Source organism: Enterobacter sp. PI-10 (genome assembly GCF_027947695.1).
GTDB classification, from domain to species: Bacteria; Pseudomonadota; Gammaproteobacteria; order Enterobacterales; family Enterobacteriaceae; genus Enterobacter; species Enterobacter vonholyi.
In genome coordinates, this window is record NZ_JAJNOG010000002.1 from 157,087 (window position 1) to 183,090 (window position 26,004).

General features: G+C 57.0%; 25 protein-coding genes. 6 read left to right on the forward strand and 19 right to left on the reverse strand.

All coding sequences use genetic code 11. The annotated features are described in order from the left end of the window. Positions 1-263 precede the first annotated feature (263 nt). The 10 genes from nth to blr all read right to left on the reverse strand — a co-directional run bounded on the left by nth (position 264) and on the right by blr (position 7,618). Complete coding sequence (gene nth / locus LRM19_RS05290; RefSeq protein ID WP_008500570.1) at positions 264-899, reverse strand: endonuclease III; 636 nt, start codon at positions 897-899, stop codon at positions 264-266. Continuing rightward, a complete protein-coding gene (locus LRM19_RS05295) occupies positions 896-1,582 on the reverse strand; it encodes an electron transport complex subunit E (RefSeq protein ID WP_023617347.1) in 687 nt (228 codons plus the stop codon). The genes nth and LRM19_RS05295 overlap by 4 nt, the downstream gene beginning before the upstream one ends. Positions 1,583-1,584: 2 nt before the next feature. After that, entirely contained in the window at positions 1,585-2,205 is a 621-nt protein-coding gene (rsxG, locus tag LRM19_RS05300; protein ID WP_271367739.1) for an electron transport complex subunit RsxG, read from the reverse strand. A 10-nt stretch (positions 2,206-2,215) separates the two neighbouring features. Continuing rightward, positions 2,216-3,268: an electron transport complex subunit RsxD gene (gene rsxD / locus LRM19_RS05305; RefSeq protein WP_111965669.1), complete on the reverse strand. Its 1,053-nt coding sequence runs from the start codon at positions 3,266-3,268 to the stop codon at positions 2,216-2,218. Then, entirely contained in the window at positions 3,269-5,290 is a 2,022-nt protein-coding gene (rsxC, locus tag LRM19_RS05310; RefSeq protein WP_271367740.1) for an electron transport complex subunit RsxC, read from the reverse strand. After that, positions 5,283-5,861 (reverse strand): electron transport complex subunit RsxB, encoded by a 579-nt coding sequence (rsxB, locus tag LRM19_RS05315; protein ID WP_149366757.1) that lies wholly within the window; start codon positions 5,859-5,861, stop codon positions 5,283-5,285. Before rsxB ends, rsxC begins: the two co-directional genes overlap by 8 nt. Next, a complete protein-coding gene (gene rsxA / locus LRM19_RS05320; protein ID WP_063438368.1) occupies positions 5,861-6,442 on the reverse strand; it encodes an electron transport complex subunit RsxA in 582 nt (193 codons plus the stop codon). The genes rsxB and rsxA overlap by 1 nt, the downstream gene beginning before the upstream one ends. Positions 6,443-6,518: 76 nt before the next feature. Beyond that, complete coding sequence (locus LRM19_RS05325) at positions 6,519-6,959, reverse strand: DUF2569 domain-containing protein (RefSeq protein ID WP_111965671.1); 441 nt, start codon at positions 6,957-6,959, stop codon at positions 6,519-6,521. Positions 6,960-7,045: 86 nt separating this feature from the next. Beyond that, on the reverse strand, positions 7,046-7,261 hold the full coding sequence (gene ydgT / locus LRM19_RS05330) for a transcription modulator YdgT (RefSeq protein ID WP_013096896.1): 216 nt from the start codon (positions 7,259-7,261) through the stop codon (positions 7,046-7,048). Between the two features lie 231 nt (positions 7,262-7,492). Further along, positions 7,493-7,618: a division septum protein Blr gene (gene blr, locus LRM19_RS05335; RefSeq protein ID WP_168112406.1), complete on the reverse strand. Its 126-nt coding sequence runs from the start codon at positions 7,616-7,618 to the stop codon at positions 7,493-7,495. Between the two features lie 243 nt (positions 7,619-7,861). Between blr and LRM19_RS05340 the strand changes: the two genes are divergently transcribed. Further along, a complete protein-coding gene (locus tag LRM19_RS05340) occupies positions 7,862-8,902 on the forward strand; it encodes an oxidoreductase (protein ID WP_271367741.1) in 1,041 nt (346 codons plus the stop codon). Between the two features lie 52 nt (positions 8,903-8,954). On the opposite strand, the gene add is transcribed toward LRM19_RS05340, so the two are convergent. From add to malX, 3 genes are all read right to left on the reverse strand, one after another. After that, positions 8,955-9,956, reverse strand: a complete 1,002-nt coding sequence (gene add, locus LRM19_RS05345) for an adenosine deaminase (protein ID WP_127730541.1) — start codon at positions 9,954-9,956, stop codon at positions 8,955-8,957. Positions 9,957-10,052: 96 nt separating this feature from the next. Next, the gene (locus tag LRM19_RS05350; RefSeq protein WP_271367742.1) at positions 10,053-11,225 is read right to left on the reverse strand and encodes a MalY/PatB family protein; all 1,173 of its coding nucleotides are present in this window, start codon (positions 11,223-11,225) and stop codon (positions 10,053-10,055) included. 48 nt (positions 11,226-11,273) lie between these two features. Next, positions 11,274-12,866 carry a maltose/glucose-specific PTS transporter subunit IIBC gene (gene malX, locus LRM19_RS05355; protein WP_133294255.1) on the reverse strand — a complete coding sequence of 531 codons (1,593 nt, stop codon included), beginning with the start codon at positions 12,864-12,866 and terminating at the stop codon, positions 11,274-11,276. A gap of 178 nt (positions 12,867-13,044) precedes the next feature. On the opposite strand from malX, the gene LRM19_RS05360 reads away from it, so the two are divergent. Then, positions 13,045-14,073 (forward strand): Mal regulon transcriptional regulator MalI, encoded by a 1,029-nt coding sequence (locus tag LRM19_RS05360; RefSeq protein ID WP_271367743.1) that lies wholly within the window; start codon positions 13,045-13,047, stop codon positions 14,071-14,073. Between the two features lie 2 nt (positions 14,074-14,075). Here LRM19_RS05360 and LRM19_RS05365 read toward each other — a convergent pair whose 3' ends face one another. Then, entirely contained in the window at positions 14,076-14,972 is an 897-nt protein-coding gene (locus tag LRM19_RS05365; protein ID WP_271367744.1) for a LysR family transcriptional regulator, read from the reverse strand. Between the two features lie 108 nt (positions 14,973-15,080). On the opposite strand from LRM19_RS05365, the gene LRM19_RS05370 reads away from it, so the two are divergent. Continuing rightward, positions 15,081-16,061 (forward strand): MBL fold metallo-hydrolase, encoded by a 981-nt coding sequence (locus LRM19_RS05370; protein WP_271367745.1) that lies wholly within the window; start codon positions 15,081-15,083, stop codon positions 16,059-16,061. Between the two features lie 15 nt (positions 16,062-16,076). Next, positions 16,077-16,931 carry an alpha/beta fold hydrolase gene (locus LRM19_RS05375; RefSeq protein ID WP_271367746.1) on the forward strand — a complete coding sequence of 285 codons (855 nt, stop codon included), beginning with the start codon at positions 16,077-16,079 and terminating at the stop codon, positions 16,929-16,931. Positions 16,932-16,970: 39 nt separating this feature from the next. Here LRM19_RS05375 and LRM19_RS05380 read toward each other — a convergent pair whose 3' ends face one another. Together LRM19_RS05380 and manA are read right to left on the reverse strand one after the other, a co-directional pair. Further along, positions 16,971-18,485 (reverse strand): YdgA family protein, encoded by a 1,515-nt coding sequence (locus tag LRM19_RS05380; RefSeq protein ID WP_271367747.1) that lies wholly within the window; start codon positions 18,483-18,485, stop codon positions 16,971-16,973. A gap of 98 nt (positions 18,486-18,583) precedes the next feature. Further along, a complete protein-coding gene (manA, locus tag LRM19_RS05385) occupies positions 18,584-19,759 on the reverse strand; it encodes a mannose-6-phosphate isomerase (RefSeq protein WP_127730547.1) in 1,176 nt (391 codons plus the stop codon). Between the two features lie 199 nt (positions 19,760-19,958). Between manA and fumA the strand changes: the two genes are divergently transcribed. Both fumA and fumC read left to right on the forward strand, forming a co-directional pair. After that, entirely contained in the window at positions 19,959-21,605 is a 1,647-nt protein-coding gene (gene fumA / locus LRM19_RS05390) for a class I fumarate hydratase FumA (RefSeq protein WP_024909338.1), read from the forward strand. Between the two features lie 182 nt (positions 21,606-21,787). Next, on the forward strand, positions 21,788-23,182 hold the full coding sequence (gene fumC / locus LRM19_RS05395) for a class II fumarate hydratase (RefSeq protein WP_271367748.1): 1,395 nt from the start codon (positions 21,788-21,790) through the stop codon (positions 23,180-23,182). Here the strand turns inward: fumC and tus are convergent, their stop codons facing one another. The 3 genes from tus to LRM19_RS05410 all read right to left on the reverse strand — a co-directional run bounded on the left by tus (position 23,183) and on the right by LRM19_RS05410 (position 25,820). Continuing rightward, on the reverse strand, positions 23,183-24,112 hold the full coding sequence (gene tus, locus LRM19_RS05400) for a DNA replication terminus site-binding protein (protein ID WP_127730550.1): 930 nt from the start codon (positions 24,110-24,112) through the stop codon (positions 23,183-23,185). A gap of 73 nt (positions 24,113-24,185) precedes the next feature. After that, complete coding sequence (gene rstB / locus LRM19_RS05405) at positions 24,186-25,484, reverse strand: two-component system sensor histidine kinase RstB (RefSeq protein WP_045910344.1); 1,299 nt, start codon at positions 25,482-25,484, stop codon at positions 24,186-24,188. A gap of 75 nt (positions 25,485-25,559) precedes the next feature. Then, positions 25,560-25,820 carry a hypothetical protein gene (locus LRM19_RS05410; protein WP_271367749.1) on the reverse strand — a complete coding sequence of 87 codons (261 nt, stop codon included), beginning with the start codon at positions 25,818-25,820 and terminating at the stop codon, positions 25,560-25,562. Between the last annotated feature and the right edge of the window lie 184 nt (positions 25,821-26,004).

Genomic DNA, 26,004 nt, shown 5'->3' on the forward strand with positions numbered 1-26,004 from the left:
ATGGTCTTATCGTCGGCAAAAAAAGAAGAGTGTCTTGTCAGATAAAGGGTTTAGGTTGATTTTGAAAACAAAAATACAACATGAAGTTATCAGGGTGATCGCGATCACAGATGTATAGAAATTTTTGGCTATGAAAAAACTATTAACCTGTTTGAGCGTTAAACAACCGAAGAAGTGACAGGTGAGGGTAAACGAAAGGCGGACAAATAGCGGGCAAAAGAAGGGCTTCTGGTAGCCCTTCTTTTGGTAAGGGATTGTGACATTCAGGGATACACTTTTTCTTTGTATTCGCAGAGATCTTCAATAATACAGGAGCCGCAGCGAGGCTTACGGGCAATACACGTGTAACGACCGTGCAGAATCAGCCAGTGATGGCAATCAACCTTAAACTCAGCCGGAACCACTTTAAGCAGCTTCTCTTCGACCTGCTCGACATTTTTCCCCGGCGCGAAGTTGGTCCGGTTAGAGACGCGAAATATATGCGTATCTACGGCAATCGTGGGCCAGCCAAACGCGGTGTTGAGCACCACGTTGGCAGTCTTACGCCCCACGCCCGGTAAGGCTTCCAGCGCGGCGCGATCTTCCGGTACTTCGCCTCCATGCTGTTCCAGCAGGATCCGGCAGGTCTTAATGACGTTCTCGGCTTTGCTGTTAAACAGGCCGATGGTTTTGATATACGACTTCACGCCTTCCACGCCCAGCTCCAGCATGGCCTTCGGCGTATTGGCGACCGGATAGAGCAGGGCGGTGGCTTTATTGACGCTCACATCGGTAGCCTGTGCAGAGAGCAACACCGCGATCAGCAGCTCAAACGGGGAGGTAAAATTCAGCTCCGTCGTCGGGTGCGGGTTCTCGTCCCGCAGACGGGTCAGGATCGCAATCCGCTTTTCTTTATTCATGAAGCCTTCTCGGGTGTCCCTTCCAGAACGCTGCGCTCAGCCGCGCGGCGCTTACGTTTCTCATCAATCAGGTATTTTATCGCCAGCATCATGCCAAGGCCAATAAACGCGCCGGGCGGCAGCATCGCCAGCAGGAACGGCGTATCGGTGTGGAACACTTCAACGCGCAGGGCTTTGGCCCAGCCGCCCAGCAGGGCATCTGCGCCGTCGAACAGCGTACCGTTGCCGAGGATTTCGCGCAGAGAGCCCAGCACGAACATGGCGCAGGTGGCGCCCATGCCTATGGAAAAACCGTCCAGCGCCGACATGGCGGGGCTATTTTTCACCGCGAACGCTTCCGCACGCCCAACGACGATACAGTTGGTGACGATAAGAGGAATAAAGATCCCGAGCGACTGGTACAGGCCGAACGCGTAGGCGTTAATCAGCATCTGAACAATACTGACCACCGACGCAATGATCATGACGTAAATCGGAATACGAATTTCCGACGGCGTCCAGCGTCGCAGGGCAGAGATGGAGAGGTTGGTCAGGGTCAATACTAGCGTGGTTGCCAGACCCAGACCGAGCGCGTTGGTGGCGGTGGATGTCACCGCCAGCAGGGGGCACATGCCCAGAAGCTGTACCAGCGCGGAGTTGTTCTTCCACAACCCCTGGACAATAACCTCTTTAACCTGGCTCATGATTACTCCCCACAGGCCGGAAGATTGTTGATTTGCGCGGGCAGCGTTTCAGCGTACAGCCCGGCTCGTTTTACGGCGTTTACCACGGCGCGCGGCGTGATGGTCGCGCCGGTGAACTGGTCGAACTCGCCGCCGTCTTTCTTCACCGCAAACGCGGTGTCACCTTCGCCATGGATAACTTTCCCGGCGAAGTGCAAAATCCAGTCGCTCAGACGGGTTTCAATTTTATCGCCAAGACCCGGCGTTTCATGGTGTTCCGTCACGCGGGTGCCCAGTATGGTGCCGGAGAAATCGCTGCCCACGAGCAGCTGAATGGCGCCGGAATAGCCGTCAGGCGCCGTCGCTTCCATCACCGCGCCAACCGGTTTATCCCCTTTGCGGGCGATAAAGAGGCGGTGCGGGCCTTTCCCTAGCTGCGGCGCGTCTACCACAAAGCAGCTTTTTTGCAGATCGTTATCGTAGAAATCGGACGGGATCACCTGATCGAACAGCGCCTTTTGCTGCTTCGAGGCCTGTTCTTCGATGGTCGTTTTGGTCAGCGCATTAACCAGTGCCGTCAGCCCCGTCAGCACCGCGGCGAAGACAGCCAGCGTGACGCCGTGTTTTTGCATCGTTTTTAACATGGCGAAACCCCTAGCGATGGCCATACACGCGAGGGCGCGTGTAGTAGTCGATGAGCGGAACGGTAATGTTGGCAAGCAGGACGGCAAAGGCCACGCCGTCCGGGTACCCGCCAAAGCTGCGGATGAGCCAGACCAGCAGGCCCGCCAGCGCGCCGAAGATCAGGCGGCCGCGGTTAGTCGTTGACGCCGTCACCGGATCCGTCAGGATAAAGAAGGCTCCTAACATGGTGGCACCGGAGAGCAAATGCATCTGCGGGCTGGCCAGTGATTCAGGAGAGAATACCCATCCCAGCGTGGCGCAGACCGCCAGCGTCACGAGGAAGCTGACCGGAATATGCCAGCGGATGGCTTTCTGCTGCAGCAGGAACAGGCCGCCCAGCAGATACGCCAGGTTGACCCACTGCCAGCCCGCGCCCGCCAGCATGCCGCTGTAGATCGCGGACTTCATGATCTGCTCAACGCTGTGCCCGGCATGCAGGGATGTTTTAAAGGTATCGAGAGGCGTCGCCTGGCTGATACCGTCCACGCCCATGCGCAGGGCGTTCATATCCGCACCGAGTGCCGTATGGCCGGTAAAGATGACGTGCAGGGCATCCATAAAGCCCGGAACCGTGGCCGCAATCTCGTGCGGTGGCAGCCAGCTGGTCATCTGCACCGGGAAGGAGATCAGCAGCACCACGTAGCCAATCATCGCCGGGTTAAACGGGTTATGACCGAGCCCGCCGTACAGCTGTTTGGCAATGATCACCGCAAACACGGTGCCGAGCACTACCATCCACCACGGGGCAAACGGCGGAATACTGATGGCGAGAAGCAGGCCGGTCAGCAGCGCGGAGTTGTCGGCAAGAATACGGGAGACAGCCGCCTTGCGCAGCTTAAGCACAAGGGCTTCCGCCGCTAAGGCGCTGGCACAGCCCAGGATTATCTGGAACAGGGTTCCCCAGCCGAAAAACCAGCACTGAGCGGCAATGCCCGGCAGCGCCGCCAGGCAGACCAGCATCATAATGCGCGACGTCTGGCGCTGATTGTGGGTGTAAGGGGAGCTTGCGATTCTGAAAACCATTTAATCCTCGTTAACTGCTTGCTGTGCGGCTTTCTTCGCCTGAACGCGCGCGATGGCGGCGGCCACGGCGGCTTTGCGCGGGTCATCGTTGGCGGCCTGCGGCTGCTCTTCCTGCTGCGCCGCCTTACGGGCTTTAGCCCGGGCAATCGCCGCTTCGACGGCGGCTTTACGCGGGTCGACCGGTGCTTCTGTTTCTGCAGCTGGCGTCTGCTGCGCCGCCTTGCGCGCTTTGGCCCGGGCAATCGCCGCTTCGACGGCCGCTTTGCGAGGGTCGACCGCTTCCTGCTCAACCACCACGTTCTGCTCGCCGGCTTTGCGCGCTTTGGCGCGGGCTATTGCCGCTTCAACTGCGGCTTTGCGCGGGTCAACCTCGGCATCCGTCTGGACCGTTTGCGCTTTTTCAGCCTGACGGGCGCGAGCCTGGGCTTTGCGAGCTTCACGCGCCGCGATGGCTTCACTGTTGTCAGGCTTCTCGCCGGCCGGGATCACCACAGGCTGCGCCGCTGTCGCTTTTTTCTCACGAACGCGCGCCAGTGCGGCGTTAATGGCATCCTGATCTTTCTCGCCGGGCTGAACCGCGGCCTGCTTATGGCGCTCCTGACGGGCGATTTTTTCGCGCTCCAGTCGCGCCTGGCGCGCTTCGAAACGTGCCTTAGCTTCCGCGGCGCGTTTTTCTTCCATGGAGATAGCATAAATCTCAGCCTTCTCCTGGCGGAAATACTGCACCAGCGGGATGTTGCTTGGGCAGACCCAGGCGCAGGCGCCGCATTCGATGCAGTCGGCCAGGTTATGGGCTTTTGCCTTGTCGTGCAGCTGCCCTTTGCTGTACCAGTACAGCTGTTGCGGCAGCAGATCCGCCGGGCAGGCATCGGCGCAGGCGCTGCAGCGGATGCAGCCTTTCTCTTCCTGCTCTTCGCCCATCTCGGTCGGGGAAGGGGCGAGCAGACAGTTGGTAATTTTCACTACAGGCACATCGAGCCACGGCAGGGTAAAGCCCATCAGCGGGCCTCCCATGATCACCATCTGGTCGCTGCCCGGGCAAAACTCAGCCTGCTCCAGCAGGTGACGCACCGGCGTACCCAGACGTGCCCAGACGTTGCCCGGACGAGAGACCGATTCCCCGGTCAGCGTTACCACGCGCTCGGTCAGCGGCTCGCCGTCGATCACCGCGCGCTTCACGGCGTACGCGGTGCCGACGTTCTGCATCAGCACGCCGATATCCGAAGAGCGTCCGCCGTGCGGCACCTGCTTACCGGTAAGGATTTGCGTCAGCTGTTTAGCACCGCCAGAGGGGTACTTGGTCGGGATGACGCGCAGGCTGATATCGTGGCTACCGGCCAGCACGGCGCGCAGCATCGAGATAGCCTGCGGTTTATTGTCTTCGATACCGATCAGCACTTCCCGCGGCTGCAGAATGTGCGCCAGGATGCGGATGCCTTCCACCACCTGGGCGGCGCAGTCCTGCATCAGACGATCGTCAGCGGTAATGTACGGTTCGCATTCGGCGGCGTTGATAATCAGCGTCTGAATATTATCGCCACCGCCGCGCAGCTTGACGCCTGTCGGGAAGCCTGCGCCGCCGAGGCCGGCAACGCCGAACTGATGAATACGTTCGATGAGTGCTTCGCGGCTCTGGCTGCGGTAATCGCTCCAGCCATCACGGTCGATCCAGCGGTCTTCACCGTCGGCTTCAATAATCACGCTCAGCTCTGAAAGCGCTGACGGATGGGCCACCGTATGGGGTGCGATGGCGACCACCTTACCGGAGGTGGGAGCGTGCACCGGCAGCATACGTCCGCGGCCAAAGGTCAGCGGCTGACCGCGAAGGACCGTATCGCCTTCTTTGACGCACAGCTCACCCTCAGCGCCGATGTGCTGCTTGAGCGGCATAACGAAACGGGTGGCCAGCGGAATTTGACGCAGCGGCGTGCCGTTAGACTGGGTTTTCATCTCCGGTGGGTGAATACCCCCGTCAAAATCCCAAATCTTCTCTTTTCTGAAAGCAGAAAATAACTTAAGCATGTTGTTCCACAGGAATATTGCGAACCGGAATGGTTTGAAGATCCCACTTCCAGCTTTCGGTAGTCGTTTCAACCGGGCGCAGCTCGATACATTGCGTCGGGCAGGGTGCTACGCAGAGGTTACAGCCGGTGCACAGGTCCGCCACCACGGTGTGCATGGCGCGCGTTGCGCCAACAATGGCGTCGACCGGGCAGGCCTGAATACATTTGGTGCAGCCGATGCAGTTCGCTTCGTCGATCACGGCCAGCGCGCGGACCGGCTCCAGCACCTCCGCATCGCCATCAACGGGCTGCGGATCAACGTTAAGCAGGGCCGCAATTTTCAACATCACCGCTTCGCCGCCGGGCGCACAGCGGTTAATTTTTTCACCCTGAATGCCTACCGCTTCCGCGTAGGGACGGCAGCCCGGGTAGCCGCACTGCCCGCACTGGCTTTGCGGCAGGAGCTCATCAATTTTCTCAACAACAGGATCGTCCTCTACCGCGAAGCGGCGGGAGGCGTAACCCAGGATAAGGCCAAACACCAACCCCAGAACGCTAATAGAGGCGATGGCAATCCAGATAGCACTCATTACAACTTCACCAGACCACTAAAGCCCATAAAGGCCAGAGACATTAAACCTGCGGTCACCAGCGCAATCGCGTTACCGCGGAAGGGGGCGGGGATATCCGCTGCCGCCAGACGCTCGCGAATCGACGCGAACAGAACCATAACAAATGAGAAACCGACTGCAGCGGAAAAACCGTACAGCGCCGACTGCATAAAGTTATGGCCAAGGTTGATATTCAGCAGCGCCACGCCGAGAACGGCGCAGTTGGTAGTGATCAGCGGCAGGAAGATACCCAGCAGGCGATAGAGCGCCGGGCTGGTTTTGCGCACCACCATTTCGGTAAATTGCACTACCACCGCGATAACCAGAATAAAGGCCAGCGTACGGAGATAGGTTAACCCCAGCGGAATGAGGATCCAGGTATCAATCCACCACGCGCAGATGGACGCCAGCGTCATGACGAAGGTCGTCGCCAGCCCCATGCCCATTGCCGTTTCCAGCTTTTTGGAAACGCCCATAAACGGACACAGGCCAAGGAACTTCACCAGAACGAAGTTGTTAACCAGCACGGTGCCGACAAAGAGCAGTAAGTAATCGGTCATTATTTAGCCTGAAATAAAAAAGCCGCCTATTATCGGACAAACACACGCAGGCGACAACAGGTTATCTGTAGGGTTATTACGGGTTCACGAAGGTGTTTTTCACCCGTCTCGAACGCTTGAAGTAGGGTACCAGCAGCGCCGCGGCCAGCAACGGGAAAAGCAGCTGACGAACGGCCAGCGCGTCTGAAACGGGCGAAAAAGCAAATGCCTTCACCGCCAGCAGGACCGAAACAAGCAGCCAGATAATGTAGTGCTTAGGCACATTCTTACGGCGCTTAAAGAAGGCGATGGTCAGCCACAGCGTGTAGTACCACATCCCGATCGCGAAAACGAATGACACAAACCACAAAGCAATATTCAGCACGTTTTGCGACATCAGGGTCTGGATGGCGTGAGGGGTAATCAGTGCGGTGGTATAAAGCAGCAGCGCAAGTGATGCGCTTAATAAGGCAACCAGCAGCCATGCCAGTGGGGCGATTAACCAGCCTCCAATGCGTTCTCCAGGCGTTGCGGTCATGAACTCTCCCATAATCTGCGCGAAATGTTGTACAGCCAGTTGGCAGGGCGGAGAGTATATAACATTTCGCGCGGATGGCTACTTTCTTATAAAACGTAGCGCCATACGGACTTAGGCACTTCACCTACGTTGAACAAACGACCGCCGGAAACCAGCTCCGCACGGCGATGGTCAGCGGCACGATACATATTAATGATGTCCTGATTATCAGACAGGGTGTAGTTCAGATGGTCAAACAGTTTTTCCAGGCTCTCAAGCGAATTGATCTTGCGAAATTTTAATAAATAGTCCTGAACTGTCATATTAATAAGTTTCCATATAAAAGTGAGTAATACCAGTTAAGGTAATTCGTTCGAATAATAAACGGATTAATAAAGACGTAAACAGCCCACTCAGGTAACGCGACGAAATTAGGAGTTTTCTTTGCTGAAATTCAGGCATCAGACGATGCCTGGAAGAGAAGGTTAACCGTGTTCACCAGGGCTGGCAATAAGTAACTGACATATTATGTCACTCTTTATTGCGGTAACCGGTTACTTGGGCTGGGCGACTGTGACAGGCTCCGGCGGCTGGTAGTTATCGATATGGCTGGCAACGCCCAGCAAAATGACCGAAACCCCAAGGACAATCCATCCCGCTAATTCAATGATTCGATTAATAATTGACGTCATGATTCGTAGTTGTACTTTATCCTTAAATACAGGGTGCAAATGTTACAGCGACGTTTCCCCGGCCGCAAGCGCTTTGGGAACGGTTCCCTTAAACAAAATCAGTAGGTTAATACTATGTAACAAAAACAACCCGTACGACCTGCTATTTTAAGTCATATGGCACATTATTAATCTGTGGTAATGCCAGGCTAGCCAGTGTGAAATAAGAACGTCATAAAAGAGGATGGCACTATGAGTGATAATATCCGCGTTGGGCTTATCGGCTACGGGTATGCAAGCAAAACGTTTCATGCGCCTCTGATAGCCGGGACGCCGGGGATGGCGCTGGCAGCGGTATCCAGCAGCGATGCCGCTAAAGTCCATACAGACTGGCCTTCCGTGCCGGTTGTCTCTGAGCCAAAACACCTTTTCAACGATCCGAGTATTGATTTAATCGTTATCCCCACGCCGAACGACACCCACTTTCCACTGGCAAAGGCCGCGCTGGAAGCCGGCAAGCACGTGGTTGTCGATAAGCCCTTTACCGTTACGTTGTCTCAGGCGCGCGAGTTGGATGCGCTGGCAAAGAGTCTGGGCAGGTTGCTGTCGGTGTTCCATAACCGCCGCTGGGACAGCGACTTTTTAACGGTAAAAAGGCTTCTCAGTGAGGGCACATTAGGGGAGATCCTCTTTTTTGAATCGCACTTTGACCGCTTCCGTCCGCAGGTACGAAACCGCTGGCGCGAGCAGGCCGGTCCGGGCAGCGGCATCTGGTACGATTTAGCCCCGCATCTGCTGGATCAGGCCGTCAATCTTTTTGGTCTGCCGGTGAGCATGACGGTCGATCTGGCCCAGCTCAGGCCCGGAGCACAGACGACCGATTACTTCCACGCGGTGCTGAGTTACCCGCAGCGGCGGATTGTGCTCCACGGTACGATGGTCGCGGCCGCGGAATCGGCCCGCTATATTATGCACGGCACGCGCGGGAGCTACGTGAAGTTTGGTCTCGATCCGCAGGAAGACCGGCTGAAAAGCGGTGAACGTTTACCGCAGGAAGACTGGGGCTATGATATGCGCGACGGCGTAGTGACGCGGGTGGAAGGCGAGGAGCTGGTCGAGGAGACCTTTCTGACGATACCGGGTAACTATCCGGCCTATTATGCGGGCATCCGCGATGCGCTGAACGGTACGGGCGAAAATCCGGTTCCGGCCAGCCAGGCGATACAGATTATGGAGCTGATTGAGCTGGGTATTGAATCTGCCAAACATCGCGCGACGCTCTGTCTGGCATAATTTTAAATATTTTAGTAGGCCGGGTAAGCGTTAGCGCCACCCGGCAGCGGAGTTAACCGCGAGCCACTTTATCTTTCAGCGCCTGCTTCTCTGCAGGCGTCAGGAAGGCACTCTCCAGCCCGTTGATCTGCGCCTGACGGATCTGCTCGCGGCTCAGACCCGCCTGCGGTGCGGCGATGTTGTACTCATGGATGATATCCACGCCCTGTACCGCCGGATCGTCAGTGTTCAGAGAGGCCAGCACGCCGTGCTCAAGGAACGTTTTCAGCGGGTGCTGCGCCAGCGTTGCCACGGTGCTGGTCTGAATGTTAGACGTCAGGCACGACTCAATACCGATACGCTGCTCCGCCAGGAAATCCATCAGCGCGCGATCTTCGACCGCCTTCACGCCGTGACCGATACGCTCGGCGCCCAGCTCGCGGATGGCCTGCCAGATGCTTTCCGGGCCAGCCGCTTCACCCGCATGCACGGTAATGTGCCAGCCGGCATCGCGCGCGCGGTTGAAGTGGGAGAGGAACAGGCTGCCCGGGAAGCCCAGCTCGTCACCGGCGAGATCGACGGCGGTGATGGCATCGCGATGGGCCAGCAGCGCCTCCAGCTCCTGCAGGCAGGCGGCTTCACCGAACGTACGGCTCATGATGCCGATCAGGCGAGCCTGAACGTCGAAGGTTTTACATCCTTCGCGCACGCCTTCAATGACGGCTTCCACGACGCCTGCAACGGGCAGGCTGTGGGTCATTGCCATATAGCCCGGCGAGAAGCGCAGCTCGACGTAGTGCAGGCCGTTGCGGGCGGCATCTTCGATGTTCTCAAACGCCACGCGGCGGCAGGCCTCCAGCGACGCCAGCATCTTCACACCCCAGTCGAGTTTGCTCAGGAAGCTGACCAGGTCCGGTTCATTAGAGGTCACCTGTACGTGAGGGATCAGGGACTCAAGGGTCTGAGCGGGAAGCGTTAAATTGAACTGGCGGCCAAGATCGAGGATAGTTTGGGCACGAATGTTACCGTCAAGGTGACGATGAATATCAGTTAAAGGCAGGCGTGTATCAATCATGGTCGCACTCTTTTCTGGTTGAAGTGCGCCATATTATAAAAACAAAACGGGGTAAAAAGCTATTTGCGCAAGGGAATATTCCGTTGCGCAAATTGATTACAGGAGCGTATTAATACCGGCAATCAGGCGTTGAACCCCTTGCTCAAGCTTGCTTCGCGGGCAGCCCGCATTCAGGCGTACGAAGCCATTTCCCTCTTTTCCATAGGTATATCCCGGCATGATGGCGACTTTTTGCTGCTCGATCAGCACTTTTTGCAGCGCCCGATCGTCAATGTTCAGCGGGCGCAGATCGATCCAGGCCAGATAGGTCGCTTCCGGCGGCTGCCAGTTCAGTTTCGGAAAAGCGTGGTTTACTTCCTGCGCGATATACGACAAATTTGCTTCGAGATAACCCCGCAGGGCATCCAGCCACGGCTCCCCCTGCTGATAGGCGGCGATATGCGCCGTCAGCGCCAGCACGGAAGGGGAAGAGAGCCCGTCCCGTCCTTTTAGCGCGCTGAGATAACCGTTACGGCTCTCTTCATCGCCAACCATGCCGTAAGCGCCCGTCAGCGCTGGAATATTGAAGCTTTTCGAGCCGGAGGTGAGAAGCGCCCATTTCCCGCGCGCCACCGCGATCCACGGCGTGTGACGATGCTCTCCCCACACCATATCCATATGAATTTCATCGCTGATCACCGCCACGTCATAGCGTGCGCACAGTTCCGCCATGTGCGTCAGCTCATCCCGCGTCCAGACCTTGCCGGTCGGATTCTGCGGGCTGCACAGCAGCAAAATTTTGTTTTCCGGTTTCGCCAGCGCCGCTTCGAGGGCCGCCATATTGCCCTGCCAGCCTGCTGCCTGCTTTTCCATCTCAACCGCCACAACACGACGCGCGTTACCCTCTATGGCCTTATAAAACGCATCGTATGCCGGGGTGTGTACCACCACGCCGTCGCCGGGGTTTGACCAGAGACGAATCAGCTCTGACACCATGTAGATAACGGAAGGACCATAAACGACGGTTTCCGTATCAATCTGGCTGTTAAAGCGCTGCTGGAACCAGTGCGCGACGGCGGCGAGAAACTCATCGTTTTTCCAGCGGCTATAGCCAAACACGCCGTGATGAATGCGCTGATGCAGCGCGTCGATTATGCAGGGGGCGGTGGCGAAATCCATATCCGAGATGGTGAAGGGCAGCAGATCGTCCGCGCCAAAGCGGTCGGCGACGTAGTCCCACTGCGTACACCAGGTGCCGTGTCGATCCACGACGGTGGAGAAATCAAACATGTTTTAATCCTTAACGTAAAACCCCCTCATGGAGAGGGGGCTGAGGCATCAGGCTTCTACTGTTCGCATCAGGGTAGCCAGCTCATCTTTCACTGACTGTACCTGCGGGCCGATAACCACCTGCAAATTGTGCTGATTTAACTGTACCACGCCGATGGCCCGGTTGGCTTTCAGGGCGTTGGTGTCCACTTTTGACATATCCGCCACCGACAAACGCAGGCGGGTAATGCAGTTATCCAGCGAGGTAATGTTATCCGCACCGCCCAGCGCTGCCAGAATTGCCGGGGTGTTATAGCCGGATTTGCCCACGGTACCGGCTACCGCCTGCTCAACGCTGGTGGCCGTATCGGTATCGCGGCCAGGCGTTTTCAGGTTAAAGCGGGTGATGGCGAAGCGGAAGATGCCGTAGTACACCACGAACCAGATCGCCGCCACGACTGGCACCAGATACCACTTGGTGGAGAGGCCGTGCAGGATCCCGAACACTACGAAGTCAATCACGTTGCCGTCGGTGTTGCCGATGGTAACGCCCAGCACCGCCATCACGGTAAAGCCCAGACCGGTCAGCACAGCGTGAATCAGATACAGCACCGGCGCAACGAACAGGAACAGGAACTCGATAGGCTCGGTGGTCCCGCCCACGACGCAGGCGATCACGCCGGAAATCAGCAGGCCTTTAATTTTATGACGGTTTTCCGGGCGCGCGCAGTGGTACATCGCCAGTGCGGCACCCGGCAGGCCGCCGAGGAAGGCCGGCATTTTACCCTGAGACAGGAAGCGGGTTGCGCTCTCGGAGAAGCCGTGGGTGGTCGGGCAGCTCAGCTGCGCCTGGAAGATGGTCAGCGCGCCGCTCACATCGTGACCGCACACCTCCATGGTGCCGCCCGCTTCGGTGAAGCGAATCAGAGCCACCAGGATGTGCTGCAGGCCAAACGGCAGGAGCAGACGCTCGCCGGTGCCGAAGATCATCGGACCAAAATCTCCCGCGCCGTTGATGATGCGGCCAATACCGTTAATGCCCATCGCAAAGACCGGCCAGATCAGCGGAATGATCAAACCAAACAGACCCATGACCACCAGGGTCACAATCGGCACAAAGCGGGTACCGCCGAAGAAGGCCAGGGCATCCGGCAGACGAATATTGTGGAAGCGCTCGTGAAGCATCCAGATAATCACGCCCGCGATCACTGCACCGAGGATCCCGGTATCAATAGACTGGATACCGATCACGCTTTGAATGTTGTTAGCTTTCAGCACGGCAGCGTCGGTTGTCGGCAGAATGCCTTTCGCGGTCAGCCAGAAGTTAACCGCCAGGTTCATCACCGCGTAACCCACAAAACCGGCAAACGCCGCGACGCCTTTGTTCTCGCGGGCCAGGCCCAGCGGGATAGCGATACAGAACATCACGGGCAGGAAACTAAATGCAAAGGAGCCGACTTTACTCATCCAGATAAAGATCGCCTGCAGCACGGGGGTGCCGAGGAACGGGATCAGCGTAATGACGTCTTTACTGCTGAGTGAACTGCCGATCCCCAGCATGATCCCGCAGAACGAGAGAAGTGCCACGGGCAGCATAAAGGTTTTACCCAGTTGCTGGAAAAATTCCCACAGCGATATTTTTTGTGCTGCTTTCGCCGTCATAAAACGACTCCTTTATTGTTAAAATCAGTTTGTCTGCCTCAATGCTGCGAGAAGATAAAACGTTTTATCAAAGTTTAGTGCGCGCTAAATCACATTCTCAGGCTTTGACTGGTAGTATAAAGATAACGTATTGATAAAACGTTTTACCGATCTCATTTTCAGGGAGTCACGCCAACACATGGCCGTAGCGAAAAAAGTCACCATTAACGATGTCGCGCTGGCGGCGGGGGTTTCCGTCAGCACCGTTTCTCTGGTACTGAGCGGAAAAGGGCGCATCTCTCCCGCGACCGGTCAGCGGGTGAACGAGGCGGTTGAACAGTTGGGCTTTGTGCGTAACCGCCAGGCGTCGGCGCTGCGCGGGGGGCAAAGCGGGGTGATTGGCCTGATCGTTCGTGACCTGACGTCACCTTTCTATGCGGAGTTGACGGCCGGGTTAACCGAAGCGCTTGAAGCGCAGGGGCGGATGGTCTTTCTGCTTCACGGCGGCCGCGAAGCCGAACAGCTGCTTTCCCGGCTCGATATGCTGCTGAACCAGGGGGTGGACGGGGTGATCGTCGCAGGGGCGTCGGGCGTGGGCAGCGAGCTGTGCGAGCGTGCCGCCGAAAAAGGCGTGCCGCTGGTGTTTGCCTCGCGCGCCAGCTACCTCGACGAAGCCGATACGCTGCGTCCGGATAACATGCAGGCCGCGCAAATGCTGACCGAGCATCTTATTCGTCGCGGTCATCAGCGCATTGCCTGGCTGGGCGGGAAAAGCTCGTCCCTGACCCGCGCCGAGCGGGTCGGCGGCTACTGTGCGACGCTGATTAAATACGGCCTGCCGTTCCACAGCGAGTGGGTCGTGGAGTGTGAGTCCAGCCAGAAGATGGCGGCGGAAGCGATAGGCGCGCTGCTGCGAAGCAGCCCGACGATCAGCGCCGTGATTTGCTATAACGATGTGATCGCTATGGGGGCCTGGTTTGGCCTGATCCGCGCCGGGCGTCAGAGCGGCGAGGGCGGGGTGGAAACCTTCTTCGGCCACCAGGTGGCGCTGGGGGCGTTCGCCGACGTCGGTGAAAACGCGCTGGACGATCTGCCGATCGTCTGGGCCACTACCCCCGCGCGGGAGATGGGTTACACCCTGGCGGACAGAATCATGCAGCGTATCGAAAATACGGATGTGCAGGCCGGGCACCAGATTGTGGCGGCGCGCCTGGTGCCGGTAAAATAGTATCAGGTGAGTTGCGTTAGCGGATTGAGCAACAGTTCGGCTTCCAGTGCCTCCACAAATTTTCGTACTTTTGCCGGGATCAGCCTGGAGGTCGGATAAACCGCCCAAACGGCCAGCGATTCCGGCCGGACATCCTCCAGGACGATCCGCTCGAGTTTACCCTCTCTGAAGGCCGGTTCTACGTACCAGCGAGATAAATTGGCGATGCCCAACCCTCCAAGGCAGGCTTCGAAAATTGCCTCAACAGAGTTCGCGGAGAATCGACCCGACACCTTTTGCCTGTAGCGCTGCTCGCCCTGTTCGAATGACCAGTGGACGGTATCTGACGTGGTCAGACAGCTATGTGCCGCCAGATCGTTAAACGATTTTGGATAGCCATTTGCGGCAAGATACGCCGCGCTGGCGCAGAGATCCCGTGGGTTGTGACACAGGCGATGGGCAACTAATCGGTTGTCTCGCAGCGGCGCAATGCGTAACGCCACGTCTATGCCTTTACCGACAATATCCACCTGTTCGTCAGTGGCGAGTAAATCGACCTGCAGGGCGTGATGTTGCTGCATAAACCGGGTCAGCATGGGAGCAACGATCTTACGGCCAAACCCTGCTGAGGCGGTAATGCGCAGGCGTCCGGTAAGATGCGTCCCCTCGGGAAACAGATCGGCCAGCGCATTATTTTTATCTTCCAGCAGCGCCTGCGCATGGGGTAAAAAAACGTCCCCATCGCTGGTGGGTGAGAGGGAACGCGTGGTGCGGTGCACCAGCCTGACCCCCAGTTCCGCCTCAAGATTATTAAGAGACCGTGATGCCGCCATGGCGCTCACAGAGAGCCGACGCGCGGCGCCCGCCAGGCTACCCGCCTTGACGGCTTCGACAAACACTTCAACGTCTTCCAGCTTCATTGTATCGCTTTTCGTTATGCTGACCTATCAAAGTACATGTCTACATTATTAATCGTTACGCTGCCATAGTCTCTTCACAACCTGAAAAAATATCAGTCTGGAGTGAAGATGAAAAAGTTGAAAACGGTTCTGGCATTCAGCGGCCTGCTCTTTGCAAGCACATCGTGGGCAGATGCCCCCGCGCAGGTGAAACAGCAGGTCCCGGGGTATTATCGTCTGGCGGTCGGGGAATATGAGGTGACGGCGCTTTTCGACGGCTATAACGATCTTTCGCCTGCCTTGCTACACGGGCTCTCAGGTGACAAGGTTCGCGAACTGTTGGCTCAACACAAAATTGATGCAGAACGCATGCCTACTGCCTTCAACGCCTTCCTGGTGAATACCGGTAAACACCTGGTGATGATTGACAGCGGAGGAGGCCACTGCATGTCGGAAACGGCCGGCCAGCTGGTCAGCAATATAAACGCATCAGGGTATCGTCCTGAGCAGGTCGATACCATTTTCCTGACCCACCTGCATCTTGACCACGTGTGCGGCCTGAGCGATGCAGACGGTAAGGCGCTGTTCCCCAATGCCACCGTCTACGTACCGCAGGGGGAGGCCGACTACTGGCTTGACCCTGCAAAAGAAGCGAGCGCTCCGGCTAACGCGAAGGAGTATTTCGCTATCGCCAGGAATGCTCTTTCTGCGTATAAAGCCGCCGGGCATCTTAAAACCTTCGTCCCGCCAGCTTCGCCGATCCCGGAAGTCCAGACGACCTATGCCACTGGTCATACGCCTGGCAGTACCGTTTATCGCTTTGCGTCGCAGGGTACGGCTATCAACTTCATTGGGGATTTGATTCATGCGCCTGCCGTCCAGTTCCCGCACCCTGAAGTGTCTATTCGCTTCGATGTCGATCCGAAAAAAGCCATCTCGTCCCGGACGCAGGAATTTAACGCGCTGGCGAAAGACGGTGAGTGGATGGCCGCAGCGCATTTGCCTTTCCCCGGTATCGGGCATATCACTGCCGGGCGGCAGGGCTTTAGCTGGAACCCGGTAAATTACGGTCCTTATCAACGTGCGGCCAACGTGCCTCTGCTGAAATAATATGAGGTTATGAACATGAGAAGTTACACTGTAACGGCAAACGGTATCCGTCAGTATGTGGTCGAAGAGGGTGAAGGCGCACCGGTTATTCTCCTGCATGGTTTCCCTGAAACAAACTATGCCTGGCGCTACCAGATACCTGTATTGTCCCGGCACTACCGAGTGATTGCGCCGGATTTACGCGGGTATGGCGAAACGGATAAACCTGCTTCTGGCTATGATAAACGCAACATGGCGCGGGACATCCGGGAACTGATGCGTGTGCTTGGCTTACAGAAAGTGGTACTGGTGGGGCACGATCGCGGCGCGCGCGTCGCGACGCGGTTTGCAAAAGATTACCCTGAACTGGTGGATCGACTGGTGGTGATGGATAACGTGCCAACGCGTATTGTGGCGCGCGATCTTAATGCTTCGATTGCGCGTGCCTACTGGTTCTTTCTGTTTCATCTTGTGCCAGACCTGCCGGAAGCGCTGATTGCGGGTCGGGAGCATATCTGGCTGCGCCATTTTTTCTCGGACTGGACCTACGATCCGTCTACCATCAGCGGCGAGGCGTTTGATACCTATGTTCGGGCGTATCAGGCACCGGGGGCCGTGCGAGGCGCTATGGCTGACTATCGCGCCAACGCAGAGGATATTGCGCAGGATATGGCAGACGCTGAGGTGAAAATCACCTGCCCGGTAATGTCGCTGTGGGGTAATGATTTTCATGCGGTCGGCAAGCTTTTCGATATGGAAAGCGTCTGGGCCGAAATGGCGGAGAACCTGCGGGCGCATGGTATCGATGAGTGCGGCCACCTTCCGCAGGAGGAGCAGCCAGAGAAAGTAAACGCGCTTCTGCTGGATTTCCTGGCGGGATGGAAAAGCTAGCGGGCAATAAAAAACCCCTCATGCGAGGGGTTTTGACGTTTACTGCTGCGGTGCCGCCGGTTCAGCCGGTTCCGGCATCCCCAGAGCAGGCATACCAAACATGCCGACGAAGTCTTCCAGCGGCATTTTGTCGCCGTTGAGCGTGACCTGTCCGTTGGCGTACTGCAGGCTGGTGGAAATCGCGTTGTTGTCCACCTTCGTGATGCGGAACATCTGACCCATTGCCGCCAGACCTTTCACCTGCTGGTTCGCCAGCTTGCCGGCGTCTTCATCGCCGTAGCCTTCCAGCTTCGCAATCTGGGTCATGAACTCGGTTGCCATATCCATCGGAATGGTCAGCTTGCTGTCGAGCGACTTCACGCTGCGATCCACTTCCTGCGCCAGCGTCTGCGGTTCACCCGTTGCGGTGGCCGGATCTTTCAGGAACAGCGACAGGTTGAAGCTGGTTTCGCCTTTGCTGTTTTTCCAGCTCAGCGGCGCAACGGTGACCACCGGCTCACCTTTCAGCAGGATCGGCAGGTTGTTGAACAGCACCGCCATCGCCTGCTGCTGGTAGACTTCCGGGTTTTGCTGCAGTGCGGCATCGGTCAGCAGCGCCTGGCTCTCTTTGCTGTATTTCTGGCTAAACTCGTGCCACGCCTGACCGTCGATATTGCCGATCTTCAGCGACAGTTTGCCGGTGCCCAGATCCTGATTCTGCACTTTCAGGCTCTTCAGCGTGTAATCCAGCTGGGTATTGATGCTCTTACCATCTTTAGAAACGTCGGATTTTCCGTTGACGTGCATGCCTTCCAGCACGGCCATCTCTTTTCCTTCAACAGCAATGGCGACTTTGTCGAGAGACAGTTTCTGATCGCCGATACGCTCCTGGAAATCGGTCATGCGGCTGTTACCGTCGGCTTTCAGGTTATTGAAGGTGAGCTGAACTTTTTGGTTATATTCGTTAACGGCATTGACCAGGCCGCTTTCCGCTTCACCCGTCAGGGAGAACACGTTTCCATCGCGGTCAGCATCGAGTTTGAAGTGACCGCCGCTGAAGGCGACTTTCTCATTCTCTTTCTCGTAGTTCAGCGCTTTCAGAGCAATATCGGAACTCGTGTCACCGGAATAGCTAATGCGGGTATTAATGTCGAAAGGCGATTCATTCTTCGCCAGGTCAAAAAGCGGTTTGGTGACGTCATTATTCACCAGCACGGTATGGACGGACGCCATCGACGGGATCAGGTTAAAGGACTTCAGCTGCGCCAGCGGCAGGGGACCGTGGCTCACCACCTCGTCCAGCACCACGCTCTGGCCCGGTTTCAGCCAGCCGTTTGCAGCACCGGCAACCGGCTTCACTACCAGCTGCATGCGGCTGGTAAACACGCCGCGGTGATAGTTCTGGTAGCTCAGCTCAAGGCCCGCCTCCGGCGCGCTGCGCTTAATCTCTCCGTTAGCCTGCGCCACCATCTCAGCCAGACGGCCTTCCAGCTGTTTCCCGGTAAACCAGGAAGCACCCGTCCAGACCACGCCTAACGCTACAATCACTCCAACCGCTACGACCGATTTTTTCATTGCGACTATCCCTAAAATGAAACCAGGCGGTAAAACCGCCTGGAGATATTAAGCCTGCAACTAGCTTAGCAAGAGTTGTTAAAAAATTCAGTAAGTGGTTAAAGCTTATTGAAAACGCGCGCCAGGCGACCGGTGCCGCTTACGCTAACCGGAGACTCATTGGCTGCAACGAAGGCTGACTCACCGGGCTTAAGCACCAGACGCTGTTCGCCTTTGTGCAGCGTCGCTTCGCCTTCCACGCAGAACAGGATCGCCGCGCTCTCCTGCGCGATGGTGGTTTCGGCCTGGCTCAGGTCGTGCAGGGAAAAGGCAAAATCTTCAACCGGAATCGGGAAGTCCAGCTCTGCGCCGTTTTTCACCGGCTGAGTCAGCAGCTCCGCGGCAGGTTTCGCCACGAACTTCACGTTGGCTACCAGCTCAGGGATGTCGATGTATTTCGGCGTCAGGCCCGCGCGCAGCACGTTATCGGAGTTGGCCATCACCTCCAGCGCCACGCCCTGAAGGTAGGCGTGCGGGGTTTCCGCGAAGAGGAACATCGCTTCACCCGGATTGAGCTTCACCACGTTCAGCAGCAGAGGGGAGAACAGGCCGCTGTCGTCAGGATAGAACTGCGCAATAAGGCGGATGGTCTCCCACGGTTCACCTTGCTGGCTGTCCAGGGCGGCTTTCAGCACCGCCAGGGCGTGGGTTTTCTCTTCATCCTGCATATTCAGCAGGCTGGCAAACAGCTGGCTCAGCGCATCGGCGTTCGGGTTTTCAAGGAAATGCGCGATGGCTTTATGGGCACCCGCGACCGGCTGCAGCAGGGAGATAATTTCTGAAAACTCGCGGAACGCGTTCATCGCCAGGAACGGCGTCAGCGCGAACACCAGTTCCGGCTTGTGGTTAGGATCTTTGTAATTACGCTCGGCAGCATCTAATGGAATACCCGCCGCGTTCTCTTTCGCAAACCCGATTTCTGAGGCTTTCTTGTTCGGGTGAACCTGGATGGAGAGCGGCTGGTCAGCGCACAAAACTTTAAACAGGAACGGCAGTTCGCCAAAGCGCTGAGCGACTTTGTCACCCAGCAGCGCGGCTTTATCGGCATTAATCACGTCTCGCAGGCTGCGTACCTGGCCGCTGGCGTCTTCAATTTTTGAGCTGCTCTTCGGGTGCGCACCCATCCACAGTTCCGCCATCGGCAGGTTGTTCGGGTTCGCGATACCGTAGAGATCCGTTAACGCAGTTTTACTTCCCCAGGCGTAGTTTTGCACTGAGTTAATGAGTTTTTGCATTATCAAGCCCTGATTCAATTGTGGAATTAACTCCGGGTATTAAAGCAATAAACCTCATGGAAGTAACCTGTGGATGTAAAAAGTCGTACTAGTCTCAGTTTTTGTTAAAAAATTGTGTAGGATAAGCTGACTCGCTTTTAAGCCGGGCAGCGGAACATCTGCCCTGAATAAACAGACCGAAGCAGTAAGTGAGAGACCAATGTCGAATAAACCCTTCCATTATCAGGATCCTTTCCCCCTCAGTAAGGATCAGACCGAGTATTACCTGTTAACCCGCGATCACGTCTCCGTCTCTGAATTTGAAGGACAAGAGATCCTCAAGGTGGATCCGCAGGCGCTGACGCTGCTGGCGCAGCACGCTTTCCACGACGCCTCGTTTATGCTCCGTCCTGCGCATCAGCAGCAGGTGGCCGATATTCTGAGCGACCCGGAAGCCAGCGAAAACGATAAGTACGTTGCCCTGCAGTTCCTGCGTAACTCTGATATCGCGGCGAAAGGCATTCTGCCAACCTGTCAGGATACCGGCACGGCGATCATCGTCGGTAAAAAAGGGCAGCGCGTCTGGACCGGCGGCGGTGACGAAGCGGCGCTGGCACACGGCGTTTATAACACCTACACCGAAGACAACCTGCGCTATTCGCAAAACGCGGCGCTGGACATGTATAAAGAGGTCAACACCGGCACCAACCTGCCTGCACAGATTGACCTCTACAGCGTCGATGGGGATGAGTACAAATTCCTCTGTATCGCCAAAGGCGGCGGTTCGGCCAACAAAACCTATCTCTATCAGGAAACCAAAGCGCTGCTCACCCCGGGTAAGCTGAAGAACTACCTGGTTGAGAAGATGCGCACCCTCGGTACCGCGGCGTGCCCGCCGTACCATATCGCGTTTGTGATTGGCGGCACGTCGGCTGAAAGCACGCTGAAGACCGTGAAGCTGGCCTCAACCAAATACTACGACGGCCTGCCAACCGAAGGTAACGAGCACGGCCAGGCGTTCCGCGACGTTCAGCTTGAGCAGGAGCTTCTGGAAGAAGCGCGTAACCTGGGTCTTGGCGCGCAGTTTGGCGGCAAATACTTTGCCCACGACGTGCGCGTGATCCGTCTGCCACGTCACGGTGCTTCCTGTCCGGTCGGGATGGGCGTCTCCTGCTCTGCGGATCGCAACATCAAGGCGAAGATCAACCGCGAAGGCGTGTGGATCGAAAAACTGGAAAACAACCCGGGCAAATACATTCCGGAAGAGCTGCGCAAAGCGGGCGAGGGGGAAGCGGTCCGCGTTGACCTGAACCGTCCGATGAAAGAGATTCTGGCGCAGCTTTCGCAGTATCCGGTCTCGACCCGTCTCTCCCTGAACGGCACGATTATCGTGGGCCGCGACATCGCGCACGCGAAGCTGAAAGAGCGCCTGGACAACGGCGAAGGGCTGCCGCAGTACATTAAAGATCACCCGATCTACTACGCGGGCCCGGCGAAAACGCCTGAAGGCTACGCCTCTGGCTCGTTAGGCCCAACCACGGCGGGCCGTATGGACTCGTACGTTGACCAGCTGCAGGCCAACGGCGGCAGCATGATCATGCTCGCGAAAGGCAACCGCAGCCAGCAGGTGACGGACGCCTGCCACAAGCACGGCGGCTTCTACCTCGGCAGCATCGGCGGCCCGGCTGCGGTTCTGGCGCAGGGCAGCATCAAGAGCCTGGAGTGCGTGGAATACCCGGAACTGGGTATGGAAGCGATCTGGAAAATTGAGGTGGAAGATTTCCCGGCGTTCATCCTCGTGGATGACAAAGGCAACGACTTCTTCAAGCAGATCCAGTCGTCCCAGTGTTCGGCGTGTGTGAAGTAAATCTGTAAATTGCCGGGTGGCGCTGACGCTTACCCGGCCTGGATTTTCGTAGGTCGGGTAAGGCGCAGCCGACACCCGACATCAAAAAGAGCGCACAAAGCGCCATAACGTTTCTCAGAAGTCATCAATACTTATCCCTTAAGCATGTGAGCTATCCCTCTTTTGTTATCAAGGAGAAAGTAATGACCACGGTACGCCATGAGAAAGACTCGATGGGCGCCATCGACGTCCCGGCCGACAAGCTATGGGGCGCGCAAACCCAGCGTTCGCTGGAGCATTTCCGTATCTCGACTGAAAAAATGCCCGTCTCGCTGATTCAGGCGCTGGCGCTCACCAAACGCGCGGCCGCGAAAGTGAACCAGGATTTAGGCCTGCTGACGGCAGACAAAGCGACCGCCATCATCAACGCCGCCGACGAAGTGCTGGCGGGCAAGCATCCCGATGAATTTCCCCTCGCTATCTGGCAGACCGGTTCCGGCACCCAGAGCAACATGAACATGAACGAAGTGCTGGCGAACCGGGCAAGCGAACTGCTGGGCGGCCTGCGCGGCATGGAGCGCAAGGTTCACCCGAACGATGACGTCAACAAAAGCCAGAGTTCCAACGACGTCTTCCCGACGGCCATGCACGTGGCGGCGGTGATTGCTATCCGCGAGCAGCTTATCCCGCAGCTCAACGTCCTGAAGTCTACGCTCAACGAGAAGGCGCAGGCCTTCCGCGACATCGTCAAAATTGGCCGTACGCACCTGCAGGACGCCACGCCGCTGACGCTCGGCCAGGAGATTTCCGGCTGGGTGGCGATGCTGGAACACAACCTGAAGCATATTGAGAACAGCCTGCCGCATCTGGCGGAGCTGGCGCTCGGCGGGACGGCGGTTGGGACCGGGTTGAACACCCATCCGGAGTATGCGGTACGCGTGGCGGAGGAGCTGGCAAACATCACCGGGCAGCCGTTCGTCACGGCGCCCAACAAGTTCGAGGCGCTGGCGACCTGCGATGCGCTGGTCCACACCCACGGCGCGCTGAAAGGGCTGGCGGCATCGCTGATGAAAATCGCCAACGACGTGCGCTGGCTGGCCTCGGGCCCGCGCTGCGGCATCGGTGAAATCAGCATTCCGGAAAACGAGCCGGGCAGCTCCATCATGCCGGGTAAAGTCAACCCGACCCAGTGCGAGGCCATGACCATGCTCTGCTGCCAGGTATTGGGCAACGACGTGGCCGTCAACCTGGGCGGTGCGTCCGGCAACTTCGAGCTGAACGTCTATCGCCCGATGGTGATCCACAACGTTCTGCAATCGATTCGTCTGCTGGCGGACGGCATGGAGAGCTTTAACGAACACTGCGCGGTGGGGATCGAGCCAAACCGCGAGCGCATCAGCCAGCTGTTGAACGAATCGCTGATGCTGGTGACCGCGCTCAATACCCATATTGGCTACGACAAAGCCGCCGAGATCGCCAAAAAAGCGCATAAGGAGGGGCTGACGCTGAAAGACTCCGCCCTGGCGCTGGGCTATCTGACGGAGGCGGAGTTCGATGCCTGGGTACGTCCCGAGGCGATGGTTGGCAGCCTGAAATAATCAACTCGCTACGTACAGGTGCAGCCGCGGAATAATCAGCTGAAGCGGCTGCGCCTGAGGTCGGTAACGGTGCTGGACATTTTCAGCATCGTAATTCAGCAATTCACCAATATCCGGCACGATAGCCCCCCGATCGTCATCATAGAGCGCAATCAGCGGCGTTGGGCAGGCATACTGCACCTGTTTTTGCTGGCCGGAATACCAGACGCGGGCGATAGGCTGAACCTTCACCGGGCGCTTAATTTTGAGGCGCGTATCCGCCGGCAGCGAGGCGATGCTGTGGTACTCCTGTTCGAGGCGCTCAATCCACTGCTCACGCGACCACGGCGCGACGGTGCGCGGCGTCTTCAGGCTCTTTTCCAGCTGCGCCAGAATTTCATCCCGGGTGAAGTTTTTAATGATGTGCTTATTCGCCCAGCCGAAGCGCAGCGTGGCGGGATGACGCAGTACCGTCAGCGTGCGATAGGCATTCAGGGTAATTAACCCCGGAAGCTGACGGTGCACCCACTCAAACCGGGCGGCGGGGGCCAGGCCCGACTCTTCGGTAACGATTTTCTCAAATACCGCTTTCAGGCTGTTTATATGGGTAATCTGGCTTTCCAGCGCGTCGCGCGCTGCGGCATCGGTTTGCAGGCAGATCACGCCGGGCAGCCGCACCGCCGCTTTGCTGCTGCGCTGTTCAGACTGCTGCTGGATAAAAAAATGGCGATAGTGCTTCATCGCCAGCTCCAGTGCGGCCTTGCCGATGTGCTGCTTCACGTCGATGGTGTCCAGCGGATCGTGCTCGGCTCCTTTGACCACCTCGGGCAGGGTAAATACGCGCGCGGCCAGCAGGCGGCAGGTCTGCAAACGTTCTGTCAGGGTTAGCAGCTCGTGTTCTATTTCCCGGAACGTGCTGTTCAGCCGTTCGATGAGATCGTAGGTCGCCATAAATACTCTCATTAGTTACAACATACTTATCATATAGCACAGCACGCCGGGTCAGGCCAGCGTGCGCTTGAAGTCAGGCAGGGACGGGAAGGGCGATGTTATGGTACACTGGCCAGCTAAAGCAGAAGCGCGCGCCGCCGAGCTCGCTCTCCTCGCAATGCACCGTACCGCCCATGGCCTGGGCGATAGAGTAGACAATGGCCAGCCCCAGGCCACATCCTCCGGTGGCGCGATCGCGGCTGGGATCGAGGCGGACAAACGGTTCAAACACGGTTTCGCGTGCCTCCGGGGCAATCCCCGGTCCGTCATCCTCTACCGTCAGGCTGGCCTGGTTTCCCTGCAAATCCAGCCCAATCTGCAGCGTACTTTCGCTGTAGCGCATGGCGTTGTTCATCAGGTTGTCCAGCACGCGCTCCATCAGGCGCATATCAAGCGCGCCGTAATCACCCGGCGTGACGCGCGTCAACAGCGTGCGCTGCGGGTTTACGCTCTGAACATCGTCAATATGGGTTTGCAGCCACGCGGGCAGATCCGGCGTGCTGAGGTTCAGTTCGTTTTGCGGGCGATCGAGGCGCGCATAGGTCAGAAGCTCCTCAATCAGCGCTTCGAGCTGGCCAATATCGCGGTTCAGAGCCTGAGACTCCGCTTCCGTCAGATTCTCGCTCATCTCCAGACGATAGCGCAGGCGCACCAGCGGCGTGCGCAGCTCATGTGCAATCCCGTCGATCAGCTGTTTCTTACTGGCTATCAGGGCATTAATGTTATCGGCCATCTGGTTAAAGGCCACGCCAAGGCGTTCAAAGCTGGAACCGCTGTCGAAGTGAATACGTTCGGTGAAATGCCCTTCGCCAAAACGCTGCGCGGCGGACTCCAGCTTCAGCATGTCCTGCCAGTGTGGGCGCATCCAGATAAAGACCGGAAAAGCGAGCGAAATGGCGATAAAGGCCATCAGCGCCATGTCCAGCAGGCGCATCTGGTGCAGATAATAGAGATAGGGCACCGGCCCGACGGCAAGCACGTAATGGCTGCGAGGAATACGCTGGATAAAGGTGTATTTCTCATCCAGCGCGACGATGTCCCCGTCGCGCAGACGCTGCATGGCGGGCGGGTCCAGATCGAAATCTTTCAACGGCTCGATGCGTAAATCGAATGACAGATTCAGATCCAGCTCTTTCAGGGTTTTCGCCCAGTCGTGTGGCGGGATCTCTCTTAGCTCGCTGCGCATCAGATAGAGCGAGCTTTTCATCAGATCGTCCAGCGACTGCCTGCCCGCACGTTCGGCGGTAAATTTATAAACCAGCCCGACCAGCATGGTCATCACCAGGAAGCAGACAAACAGTAAAAGATAAAACTGCACAAACAGCTTTTTCATTGGATCTCACCGCAAAAACGCTATGTGCAGAATATACATGAAAACCCTTCGAGTTTTTCACGTCTGTCGAGCGTGTTATATGGCTTTCGCGCTGTTTTTTACCTTGGCGATGAGTTTTTCGGTCATCGCCAGTCCTTCAGCAATATGCGTATCAATCACATCCGTCCCGTATTCGCTGATGAGGTCCAGCAGTATTTCGTAAGACTGGATGAGTTCCAGCAGGTCAAAGAGCGCTTTTTGATCGGTTCGTGAGGGGGTGACGTGGGTAAGGGTTGCCTGATTAACAATCCACTCAAGATTGGTTTTTATCGCTTCTACCTGACCGTAGCTATACATATGTCATGGGCTTAAATCCTCATTTCAAGATTTATTGGAGAGATGTCGTGAAAGCTTCACGGCGAAAATGAGTAAAACGATCGCAAGAGCGGGGCGAGCTGAAGAAAGGAGAGTCGAGAAGGTAATTATGGAATAGTTCGCGTGCTTAGCAAGTAAATTGTTGCGCAAACGTAAAAATAAACGT